This is a genomic window from Paenibacillus sp. J31P316 (assembly GCF_056269105.1).
Genome location: NZ_JBWDNI010000003.1, coordinates 378039 through 389928, shown reverse-complemented (window position 1 = coordinate 389928; position 11890 = coordinate 378039). Strand labels below are relative to the sequence as shown.

General features: G+C 56.8%; 10 protein-coding genes. All 10 read right to left on the bottom strand.

All coding sequences use genetic code 11. The annotated features are described in order from the left end of the window. Positions 1 to 449: 449 nt before the first annotated feature. Positions 450 to 1211, bottom strand: coding sequence for a response regulator transcription factor (locus AC0YNU_RS12795; RefSeq protein ID WP_475756932.1), 762 nt, complete (start codon positions 1209 to 1211; stop codon positions 450 to 452). 59 nt (positions 1212 to 1270) lie between these two features. Further along, the gene (locus tag AC0YNU_RS12790) at positions 1271 to 2101 is read right to left on the bottom strand and encodes a carbohydrate ABC transporter permease (protein ID WP_475756930.1); all 831 of its coding nucleotides are present in this window, start codon (positions 2099 to 2101) and stop codon (positions 1271 to 1273) included. A 3-nt stretch (positions 2102 to 2104) separates the two neighbouring features. After that, the gene (locus tag AC0YNU_RS12785; RefSeq protein ID WP_475756927.1) at positions 2105 to 2989 is read right to left on the bottom strand and encodes a carbohydrate ABC transporter permease; all 885 of its coding nucleotides are present in this window, start codon (positions 2987 to 2989) and stop codon (positions 2105 to 2107) included. Between the two features lie 98 nt (positions 2990 to 3087). Further along, positions 3088 to 4437, bottom strand: a complete 1350-nt coding sequence (locus AC0YNU_RS12780) for an ABC transporter substrate-binding protein (protein WP_475756925.1) — start codon at positions 4435 to 4437, stop codon at positions 3088 to 3090. A gap of 228 nt (positions 4438 to 4665) precedes the next feature. Continuing rightward, positions 4666 to 6066, bottom strand: coding sequence for an ABC transporter substrate-binding protein (locus AC0YNU_RS12775; protein ID WP_475756923.1), 1401 nt, complete (start codon positions 6064 to 6066; stop codon positions 4666 to 4668). Beyond that, positions 6059 to 7915: a cache domain-containing sensor histidine kinase gene (locus tag AC0YNU_RS12770; protein WP_475756921.1), complete on the bottom strand. Its 1857-nt coding sequence runs from the start codon at positions 7913 to 7915 to the stop codon at positions 6059 to 6061. Before AC0YNU_RS12770 ends, AC0YNU_RS12775 begins: the two co-directional genes overlap by 8 nt. A 193-nt stretch (positions 7916 to 8108) precedes the next feature. Beyond that, positions 8109 to 8690, bottom strand: coding sequence for a sigma-70 family RNA polymerase sigma factor (locus tag AC0YNU_RS12765; RefSeq protein WP_475756919.1), 582 nt, complete (start codon positions 8688 to 8690; stop codon positions 8109 to 8111). Between the two features lie 162 nt (positions 8691 to 8852). After that, positions 8853 to 10076, bottom strand: coding sequence for an L-rhamnose isomerase (gene rhaI / locus AC0YNU_RS12760; protein WP_475756917.1), 1224 nt, complete (start codon positions 10074 to 10076; stop codon positions 8853 to 8855). A 59-nt stretch (positions 10077 to 10135) separates the two neighbouring features. After that, positions 10136 to 10810 (bottom strand): ribulose-phosphate 3-epimerase, encoded by a 675-nt coding sequence (gene rpe, locus AC0YNU_RS12755; protein ID WP_475756915.1) that lies wholly within the window; start codon positions 10808 to 10810, stop codon positions 10136 to 10138. A 19-nt stretch (positions 10811 to 10829) separates the two neighbouring features. After that, positions 10830 to 11867: an alcohol dehydrogenase catalytic domain-containing protein gene (locus AC0YNU_RS12750; RefSeq protein ID WP_475756912.1), complete on the bottom strand. Its 1038-nt coding sequence runs from the start codon at positions 11865 to 11867 to the stop codon at positions 10830 to 10832. Between the last annotated feature and the right edge of the window lie 23 nt (positions 11868 to 11890).

Here is an 11890-nt window from a genome sequence, read left to right as displayed (position 1 = left end):
TGCGCTGGGAATGCGGTTTGGGATTGGGTTGAAATGCGGACCTATGCGAATGTTGGCTAACACAGAACGTTTGCGTAAAGGCGAGGATGCCGATTAGTTGTAGACAAGCTACTTGCGAACGTAGGCGGATGCCCATAGTCGCGACTGTGATGCAATTAGATAGGATGCATTTAGGATGCTTTTCTTTTAGGATGCGATAGGACTCCGATTGATCGAGTCCGACTGGGATCCCACTTGGTGAGTGTCTTGGTGAGTGCCCAATTAGTCGTGCTTGGGTTCAACCGACAGTTGAAGACCAAATTGCGCGGATACGAATCGACTGGTTGCGGACGAGCCTCAAACTTGTGCGGACACGGTTCACACATCAACCGGCTGCGAATTGCAACGAAGAGAGAGGGAGCCGCCGGCCCCCTCTCTCTTCGTCTTCACCGACCGCCGCTACCCCGGCCCTACCCGTGCTTCTCCTTATAATCCTTCGGCGTCACGCCGACGATTTTCTTGAAGAGCTTGTTGAAATAGACGGGATCGCTGTAGCCGACCAGATGCGAGATCTCGTAGTTTTTCAAATGCGGGTGATCCGTCAGAAACTGCTTCGCTTTATCGATTCGCGTCTGAATGAGATAATCCGTGATCGTCATCGACGTCTTGCTCTTGAACAGCCGGCTGAGGTAGCTGGCATTCATGCCGACCGTCTCGGCGAGCCGTTCCAGCTCGAAGTTCTTGTCGAACTCGCGATCCAAAATATCTTTGACTTCATCGATGATATAATGCTCGTTCTCCGGAACGGGTTCCCCGTCCTCCGAAGGCTCCGCGTCCGCCGCCGGAGCTTCCTGTCCCCGCTCGCAGCGGAGCTTGTTCAGCAGGTCGAAGAGCGCGCTCTTGTCGACCGGCTTGAGCAAATAATCCCTCACGCCGTTGCGGAGTGCCGTCCGCGCGTATTCGAAATCGCTGAAGCCGCTCAGGACGACGATGGAGATGTCCTTATGCTTTTCCTGCACGATCTCGATCAGCTTCAGCCCGTCCATCATCGGCATCTTGATATCCGTGATGAGCACGTCCGGCTTCTGGCTCTCATGCTTGGTCAGGAAGGCTAGCGCCTCCTGGCCGTTGCCGAACGAGCCGAGCACCTGAAGCGACGGATCCATTTTGGTAATGATTTTCTCGAGACCCAGCCGAATAAACTGCTCGTCGTCGACGATCATGATTTTCATGCTGCTTCACCGCCCGCCGCATCCTCGCTCGATGCTGTTCGTTTTGTCATTTTACCGCCTTATTTGACCGCCCCGCTCGTGACGCCGGCGAAAATATATTTCTGAAGGAACAAATAAATAACCGACGTTGGAATCATAATCATGATGATGGCTGCAGAGACGCTCTGCCAATCGCCGCTGTTTACCCCGAAGAAGCGCATCAGGGACGTGGACACGACGACCAGCTCGGGCTTCGGCATGTACAGGAACGGCGTATACATATCATTGTAGATGCTGATGGTCTTCAGGATGATGATCGTCGCGGTCGCCGGAGCGAGCAGCGGGAAGATCACCTGCCAGTAAATGCGGAACAGCGACGCGCCTTCGATCATCGCGCATTCGTCGAGATCGTAGGGGATATTGCGAATGAATTGCAAGTAAATGTAGATTTGCAAAATATCCGCCCCGATGTATAAGAGGATGGGGCCTCCCAGCGTGTTCGTCAAGTGCAGGTGCTGGATCGTCTTGTAGTTGACGACCTGCGTCGTGATGGACGGGATGACCGTCGCCATCAGGAACAGGCCGACCAGCAGCCCTTTGCCTTTAAAATGGAACCGGCCGACCGCATAACAGAATGCCGAGCCCAGCAAAATATTGAAGATCAGCGTAATCCCCACGATGAGCAGCGTGTTGCCGAAGGCGCGACTCATATTGGCCTGCTCGAACGCATGCCCGAAGTTCGCGAGATGGAAGAACGAGTCGGGCAGGGACATCGTGGACTTCGTATTGAATTCGTCCTTCGTCTTGAAGGCGTTGACGATAATGATATAAGGCGGGAATACGACTAGGAACGAAGCGACCAGCAGCGATAAATATTTAAGCGTATTCCATACCGGATTTCGCGCGACCATGTTTTATTCCCCCTTTCTGCTGAAGATAAGCCGTTGAATGGACAGCACGACGACGACGAACAGAAGCAGCACGACGCTCATCGCCGACGCAAGACCGTAGTTGTTGAACTGGAACGCTGTTTCGAGAATTTTCATGACGTAGGTTTCGCTTGAGCCTGCCGGTCCGCCATTGGTCAAGACGAACGGGAGGTCGAATACCTCGAGCGCCCCGGTCACCGTCAGGAAGAAGTTCAGCTCGATGATCTTGTAAATGTTCGGCAGCGTGATGTACAGGAATTGCTTCCAGCCCGTCGCGCCGTCGATGCTCGCCGCCTCGTACAGGTCTGCCGGAATCGACTGCAGCGCCGCTAAGTAAATGACCATGTTGAAGCCCATGAACTTCCAGAAGCCGATGGAAGCGAGGGTATAGTTGACGAAGCCCTCGCTTCCGAGCCAGCTCGTGTCGCCGCTTAGGCCGATCGCGTGCAGCATCAGGTTGAGCGAGCCTTGCGTCGTATCGAATACGTAACCGAACAGATAGGAAACCGCGACGCCGTTAAGGATGTATGGTAAAAAGAGCAGCAGCCGGAAGAATAGCTTTCCTCGCAGCTTGCCGTTCAAGACGATGGCAAAGTAAATGGCCGCGATGTTCTGAACGATCCCCACCGCGAAGTAAGCGAAGTTGTGCGTGAAGACGCCGAACAGTTCGGAGTTCGAGAAAACCTCTTTATAGTTGTCCCAGCCGATCCAGCTTTTATCCGGGCTCAAGCCGTCCCAATTCGTAAAGCTCAGATGGATCAATTCCAATGTCGGGTAATACGAGAACGTAAGCAGCAGGAGCAACGGAATGATCGTGAATCCGAGAATAATGATTAGACGCTGCTTCTTGAACGAAAGATTGCTGAGCATGGTGCATCATTCCTTTCGGGCGTCCGACTGATGCGAGCGCCCCTGCCGTACTGCCTGCAGGAGCGCTCGTCACCCGTCATGAGACGAGAGTGGCTGAATTATTTAACGATGTCTTTTCTCGCTTTCGCCCATTGGCCGTTCACTTTGTCGAGCACTTTTTGCGGATCCTTGGCCAGCACGAACTCTTGCACGAGGCCGTCCATGTCGATTTGCGCTTTGTTTTGGATGCTAAGCGCCGTATCGTCCGTCGGCAGCGCTTCGACGAAGGTCGGTTTGTAGCCGTTGAATTCCGTCAGCTGCGCCAGCTTCGGCTCTTTGCTCTTCAGCGTCGGAATGAAGCCCGCGAAATCGTCGTAGCCGGATTCTTCGATCATCCATTTGATGAATGCTTTGGCCGCCGGCACGTTGCCGTCCTTGTTCACGCCGTAGAACCAGTCCGGGTTCAAAGGCGCTTTGGCTTGACCGGAGTTGTCGGCCGGGAACGGGAAGAAGCCTACGTCTTCCGTCTTCGCGCCTGCGTCTACGACTTGATTGATGACCCAGTTGCCGAGCAGGTACATGCCGAACTTGCCTTGCGCGACGTCCTTCTTGGATTGTTCCCAGTTCGTCGAGTTGACGTCTTTCTCCAGGAAGCCTTTGGTGTACAGCTCTTTGAGGATGCTGAACGATTTGCCGTACGGGTTATCCAGCGTGAAAGGCGTATCCGTGTCTTTGCGGTTGTTCGCCGTGTCGGCTTTGCCGCTGATGATCGACGTTACGTCGTTGTACCAAGCGCCGAGCGGCCATTTGTCCTTGAAGTTGGAGGCCAGCGGCACGATGCCGGCGTCTTTCAGCTTCTGGGCGGCAGCCAGGAATTCGTCGTACGTCTTCGGAATGGCCGTGATGCCGGCTTTCTCGAACGCCTTCTTGTTGTATACGATGCCGACCGTGCTGTTGCCGGACGAGATGCCGTACGATTTGCCCTCGAACGATTTGAAATCCTTGAAGTAGATGTCGCCGCCGAACGTGATGTCGTCAAGCGGTTCGAAATATTTCGGGAACTCGGCGTTCGGAATGAGCGTGCTGAGCAGGACGACGTCCGGGAAGCTGCCGGAAGCGATGCGGATTTTCTCGTTCTTGTCATAATCCGTGATCGCTTCGAATTGCAGGTCTACCTTCGGATACTTCTCTTCGAAACGCTTCTCGTAATCCTTGTACTCCTTGTCGACCATGTCCGTGCGGTTCGTCAGGAAGACGACCTTGCCGCTGATGTCGGCGTCGCCGCCGGCGTTCGCGCTGCCTTCGTTCGTGGAAGCATTGCCGTTCGTGCCGCCGTTCGTCGTCGTATTGGAATTCGCGTTGGCGGCTGCGCCGTTACCGTTGTTGGCGCTTTCATTATTGCTGCCGCACGCGGCTAGAGATGTGACCAAAAGCAGTGAAACCATTGAGTAGGCAATTGTTTTTTTCATTTGCTAATCCCCCTGTTTCGTATGATCGCGCTTACTGGTTGCGCTTACACCCGTAATATTACGCCTTAGGGAGCAGGGGGAAAATGGTTTCAATTGTGATTTGTAGTCTTCAATTTACCTGTTTAACGGCAAGTCACCGCTTCCGATGACCGCCTTTGCGTGTTTTCCCACCCTATTTGAGGCAAAAAAAAGGACCGCCAGCATGGCGAGTCCGGTGAATGTTTATTACTAAGTTGCATTTTGGGATGCATTTTGAGATGCGTTTTGGGATGCGTTTTGAGAGGGAGCTTTAGCTGCATCGTTAGCAGCGGCTTGAAGGCCCAGCACGTCTTTTCGCGCCTCTTTCCACAGCTCATTGTACTTCTGGAATTCCATCTTAAGATCCTTGGCGACCGCCCATTTCTGAATAAAATCGCCCGACCAGAACGCGACCTGCGCTTTCGCCGCGATGTTCAGGAAGTCGTCGCTCGGAGGCTGCCGTTCGATATACGTCGGCTGGAACGATTCGAACTGCCGGATCTGCGGCATGGACGACGTCTTCGTCTCGTCAACCGGCAGGAAGCCGGAATCGTTCACATAGCCGGATTCGTTCACGAAGTAGTCGACCCATTCCTCGGCCAGCTCCTTATGCTCGCTGAATTTGCTGACGCCCAGGAACCAATCCGGACTGAGCTGCGCATAACGTTTGCCCTTCTCGTTATCGTACGGAAACGGGAAGAAGCCGATATCCTCCGGCTTGGCGCCGGCCTCGATCACCTGATTAATGACCCAGTTGCCGATGAAGTACATGCCCGCTTGGCCGCTTGCGACCTCGCTCTTCGACAGCTCCCAGTTGTTCGCGAACATGTCTTTCTCTCCGTAGCCCTTCTGGATCAGCGTCCTCACGATCGTTATGGCATGTCCCCACGGATTGTCGATCTGCCAAGGCTGATCGGACTTCGTCATTTCGTTGAGGTAGGCGGGATTGCCCGTCATGAAGCCTACCAGGTTCTCTCCCCAGGACGACATTGGCCACTGCGCGCCGTAATTGAGATAAATCGGCGTCATGCCTGCCGCCTTCAGCTTGCGGCACGCTTCGTAAAATTCGTCCAGCGTGGTCGGAAGCGCCGTAATGCCGGCTTTGAGGAAAGCCGCCTTGTTATACACGATCCCTTCCGTCGAGGCCCCCGTCGCGATCCCATACCTTACGCCGCGGTATGCCTTGAAATCGGCAAACCGGATATGCGCGAACATCTCGTCCTGAAGCGGCTCGAAGTAGTTGACCAAATCCTCGTTCGTCAAGTTGTTCGGCAGCAGCAGCGCATCGCCCATGCTGCGCGTCGACAGCCGTACCATGATGTCGCTGGCGTAATTGGTCAGTCCGTCGAATTCGACCTTCGTCCCGGGATGCTTCGCCTCGAACCGATCCGCGTACCGCTGCAGGACGCCGTTCTCGATCCAATCCACCCGGTTCGTCAGCACGGTCAGCGTGGTTGGATTGGCCGGCTGCGCAGGCTCGTCGGAGACTTGCCCCTTATTCCCGCCGCTCGCACCCGAATTGCAGCTGGTCAGCAAAAAGGCGCACAGGAGAAGCGCGGCTGCGACTCCCGCTCTTCCCGGCAAGCTTGCGTTTCGTACCGCGTCATTCATCTTGCTGTCCTCCTATGTCAGGCAGATCGAGCGTGACCTGCGTTCCGATGCCGGGCTCGCTCGTTACCGTTAAGCCGAAATTCGCTCCGTAGTGGAGCCTGATGCGTTCGTTCACGTTGCGAAGGCCGAGCCCCGATCGTTTGAACGGTTCGTAGTTGGCGGCTTCCGCGGATTGCACGCCATTCATCGAATGCCGCAGCCGCTCCAGCGTCTCCTCGTCCATGCCGATGCCATCGTCCGTAATCCGTACGCAGACGCCGCGCTCCGTCTCCCATGCCGATGCGGTAATCGCCATTCTCGGCTTGTTGTCGTCCATCCCGTGATAGATGGCATTCTCGACGATCGGCTGCAAGACAAGCTTCAGCAGCTCGTAATGGAGGAGCGCGTCCGGCACGTCCACCGTAAGCTCGAATCGTTCCGGATACCGGTAGTTGAGCAGCTCGACGTAGTAGCGGATATGATTGATCTCGCTGCCGAGCGTCACTTTCTCGTTCAGATCGCTGATGCTGTAGCGCAGCAGCTTGCCCAGGATCGCCAGCATGTCGGCGGCGTCCGTATCGTCGTTCAGCTCGGCGGCCATGCGGATCGATTCCAGCGTGTTGTACATGAAATGCGGATTGATTTGGCTTTGCAGCGCATGCAGCTCCGCTTCCTTCTTCTTGGTCTCCATGCCGTAGATGTCCTGAATGAGATCGTCGATCCGCACGATCATCCGGTTGAACTGGTTGCCGAGCTGGCCGATCTCGTCCCGCCGCTTCACTTGGAACTGCACGCTGAAGTCGCCCTCCTGCACCCGCTTCATGAGACGCATCATTTTGCGCAGCGGCTTCGTCAAGGCGAACGAGAAGAAGATGGAGATCAAGAGCGCGATCCCGATCGTCAGAAACGTCAAAATCCAGGTCACGTTCCGGATGACGGCCGTATTCCGCGTCAGCTCCTTCACCGGAATGGACGTCATGACCTTCCACTGCGTATTGGCCGATGTCGTATAGATGTTCAGCTTCTTCACGCCGTCTTCGGTCATGTAGAAGCTTCCTTCTGCGCCGCTGGCCTGCCGCACCATCGCGCGATCGCCGATGTTCGTCGCGAGCAGCTTCTTGTCGCTGTCGTAGATGACATTGCCCTGCGAATCGTAAATGAACGATTTGCCGTGCGTTACCTTGTCCAGCTTGGCGATTTGGTCCTCGATGACGCTGATGTTGGCATCGACCGCGATCAGGCCGATGTCATGCAGCGAGCTGTCGATGATTTTGCGCACGACCGTGAACGCGTACCGGGTGCTCTTAAGATTGCTCGTGTACTTCTGCGTGCTGATCAGCAGCGCTTCGCCGCTGGAATGCCCTGCTTTCTCCATCCAAGCCTGGTAGCTCTCCTTCACGTTCATGCGGATGCCGCCGGATTTGGCCGAGAAATACCCGTTGCCGTACTGATCGAAAATATAAACCGAGGTCGCGCCTCGCTTGATATTATTGATGAATGCGATATTGCCTTCGATTCCCCGCTGAATCGTGAGCAGCAGGTCGAAGTTCTCGTTCTGCACATGCTGCTGATGGTATTTGTTCGACGCGATGAGGTTGGACTTGATCTCGTCCTGATAGGCCGGGACCGACGAGATGCGGCTCATGTCATCGATATAATCGTCCAGGCTGTCCATCATGTTGCCGAGCGTCGTCGTCGAATACGCGATCGTGTTCCGTTCGATCGAATGCGCGTAATTGCGATAGGAGACGGCGCCGATAAACGTCAGTGGAAGCGTTATCAGAAGCAAAAAAACGAGCAGCAGCTTGCGCTCCATCCGCATGTCGCTGAATTTCAACCATTGCAGTCCGGTCTTGATGGCGGATTTCACTCTCTTCTCTCCTTCTCTGCGCGGCACGGCGATACGCTGCTAGGTTCCGAATAAAGTCGATTATATCACGCTAGTGTATCCCGGTTTCAACCTCTCATTCCCGGCAGGATGGAGAACAGCAAAAAAAGCGTGTCAAACCGGTGGCCGATTTGCACGCTTGGATGAATAGAATTAGAAGTCCGAAAGCTCGGAATCAGAAGAAACTGAATAGCAGCAGGGAGTAGAGCAAAAGCGTCTTGCCCCATCTTTTCTTCATGAAATCCTTGCCGCGGTGAATCCGGGATTTGACCGTGTTGACCGGAATGTTGTTCGCCCGTCCGATGTCTTCCATCGACATCTCGAGCACGAAACGCTGGTAGACGACGGTCTTGTATTTCTCGGGAAGCTTCGCGATCAGATCGGCCATCGTCGAGGCGAGCTCGCGTTCGATGACTTCGCCTTCCGGCGAAAGCGATGCGTGCGGGATGACATCATGGAGGGACAGTTGCTGATCGGACTGAGCTGTGACAGGCTGATCCAGAGGCAGCGGAGGCGCTTTGCGGCGGCGCAGCAAATCCAGGCAAACGTTCTTGCCGATGTGGAAAATCCACGTGGAGAACCGTTTGTTCTCGTCGAAGCGGTTCAAATTCAAGTACACCTTCAGGAAGGTTTCTTGTACGACATCCTCGCATTCCGTCTTGCTGCGGAGGATGCGATGCGCCATATGGAAGAGCTTATCCTTATAGAGCTCGACCAGCTGGTTGAAAGCCGTCTGATCGCCTTGTCTTGACAGCATTACTAACTGTGCCTCGTTCACCGCGATTCTCCTTTGCCACCCGTCATCTTACCTTTCATTATAGCATTAAAATAACGAAACGCACCCGTAAATGGATGCGTTTTGTGAAATATAAAGCACGAGTCGGCTCCTCGGTCCGGTTAACGGCATTCGAAGCCGGTGCTATAGGGGGCTGACTGCAGCGGACCGCGCATTCCATATGCGTTCGGCGTAGCCGCTTAGCTTATACGCAGCCATCGGATCTACGGGCAGGCCCGCTTCCTCGCGAACGGCTTGCAGCAGCGGCGTCACGTTCTGCTCGAACGCTTCGCGCACGGCGGCTTCCGCTTCCAGCACGTCGCCTGCCCGCTGCGCTTGCGCGACCGCGTCCCAATCGACGAGCAGCGCCTTGGCGTATTGCGTCTGCACGTTCATGACGGAGCGGATCATCGCCGGGATCTTCGCTTCGATGTTGTGACTTTGATCGATCATGTAGGCGATGCGTTCGGCCGTTCGCCGGACGACCTGGTTGGCGTCACGTTCCGCGAGCGCGATCTGGGTGAAGATCAGGAAGAGCTCATACGGGTTGGCGGATCCGACGATCAGATCGTCGTCCGCATACTTGCGCGCATTGAAATGAAACCCGCCGAGCCGCCCCTCATCCAGCAAATACGCGACGATATGCTCGATGTTCGTGCCCTGCGGATGATGTCCGGTGTCCACCAGCACTTCGGCCTTCGGCCCCAGCTTCTGCGCGAGGTTGTATGCCATGCCCCAGTCGGCGAGATCCGTATGGTAGAAGCCCGGCTCGAAGAACTTGTACTCGATCAGCATCCGCATATCCGCATCCAGCACCGCGTACGCTTGGCGCAGCGATTCTTCCATCCATGCCTTCCGCTGGCGGAAATCGCCTTGGCCGGGGTAGTTCGTGCCGTCCGCGAACCAGAGGCTCAGCACCTTCGACCCCGTGGCGCGGGCGACGTCGACGCAGGCCAGCAGATGCTCCACCGCGCGGGCGCGAACCGCCGGATCGGCGTTCGTGACGCTCCCGAGCATGTATTCATCGTCCTGGAACAGGTTCGGATTGACCGCTCCGATACCGATGCCGAGCGACCTCGCGTCCGCGGCGAGCTTGCCGAAATCGTCCGTGTAGTCCCACGGAATGTGGATGGCGACATCCGGGCAGGCGCCCGTGAGGCGGTGCACCATCGCCGCATCCTCCAGCTTCTCGCGAACGGTCCGCGCCGCGTCGGCTCGCTTGAATGTCCGGAACCGCGTCCCCTGATCGGCATAGCCCCATGAAGGCGTCTCGATCTTGAGCGCGTTCAGCCTCTCTTTCACCTGCGTCAAATCAATGCCCCGGTTCTGCTGCTCCCGTTCGAACCAAGCGTATGCGCTGTCCGCCATGCCTGAATCCCCTCTCCTGCTTCGGAAATGTTGGAATGCTTCTCGTTTGGTAGAAGCCGCTACGCCGTCGCCGAGATCGAAGCGCGGAACCGTTCCGTCAGCTCCAGCAAATCCGCGTCCTTCTTGAAAATGCTCGAGGTGCCCGCGACGAAAATATCCGCCCCGGCCGCCAGCATTTTGACCGCGTTCTCGTTGGAAATGTTGCCGTCGACCTCGATCTCCACGCCGGCATACCCCATGTCTACGAGATGGCGCTTCATGTTCGCGATCTTCCGCAGCGTCGCCGGCACGAGCTTCTGCCCGGCGAAGCCCGGGTTGACGGTCATGACGAGCACGACGTCCAGGTCGTCGAGAATGTCGTCGATCGTGTAGATCGGCGTCGCCGGATTGAGCGCCACGCACGGACGGGCGCCGAGCGACCGGATCTGCTGCAGCGTCCGCTGCAAATGCACGGACGCCTCTTGGTGAACGGACACGATATCGCCCGGCCCGACCGGGAAGAGATGCAAATGGTCCTCCGGTCGCTCCACCATGAGGTGGAGGTCGATGGGAATGTCGGTCATCTCGCGGAGCGTCCGGACGAAATCCGGCCCCAGCGTGAAGTTGGGCACGAACCGGCCGTCCATGATGTCGATATGCAGGTATTCGACGCCGGCCCGCTCGAACGCCTCGACCGTCTGCTCCAGCCGGCGGAAGTCCGCGCACATCATTGATGGGGATATTTTGCCTGCCATGCTCTGCGCCTCCTCGCGCCTAAGGTTTGACGATGACCCGCATGCCGACGTGGCTCTCCGCCGTCTCGATCGCTTCTTGGATCCGCTCCAGCGGGAACGTGTGCGAGATGTATTTCTTCATGTCGATCGCGCCGGATCCGATCAGGTCGATCGCCTTCTGGTGATGCGCCGGCAGCGAGCCGTGCGCGCCATGAACGAACAGCTCCTTATAGTGGATGATGTTCGTGTCCAGCGTGACGAGCGACTTGCCCTTCGGCAGGCCGCCGAAGAAGTTGACGCGCGCGCGGTTCTTCGCCATGTGGATGGCGTCGACCTGCGCTTCCGGCGACGGGTTCGACGTGATGACGACGTCCGCGCCGAGGCCGCCGGTCTCTTCGAGCACGCGCTCGATCGCGTTCTCCTCGTTCGAGCAGATGTACGCATGCGCGCCGAACTGCTTCGCCAGCTCGAGGCGCGGACGCGAGCGCTGCACGAGGATGACCTTGGTCGCGCCCATCATTTTGGCGACCTCGACCAGCATGCAGCCGATCGGCCCCGCGCCGATGACGACGACGGCATCGCCTAGCCGGACGTTCGACAGCTCCAGCGCGTTGATGACGCAGGCGAGCGGTTCCGCGAGCGCCGCTTCTTCATGGGAGACATGGTCCGGGATGCGGTGGATCGGCCCGAAGTTGACGACCATCTTGTTCAGCAGCACGTAGTCCGCGAAGCTGCCCGCGAACTGGTAGCCCATCGCGTAGTTGATCTGGCAATTGTTGCCGATGCCGGCTTCGCAGAAGACGCATTCGCCGCACGGGACGTCCGCGCCGAGCGAGATGCGGTCGCCGACGTTGAATTTGGTGACGTTGGCACCGACGGCCGCGATTCGGCCCGATGCCTCGTGGCCGAGAATTTGCGGCAATTGCACGCGGCTGTTGCCGTGGTGGTAGATCCGGATGTCGGAGCCGCAGATGCCGACGGCTTCGACTTTCATGAGGATGCTGTCCGCGTCCATTGCGGGCAGCTCGACTTCTTGGACGACCATGTGGTCGAGGTTGTGCAGTACGGCGGCTTTCATAATAGCCTAGCCCTCCTTTTTAA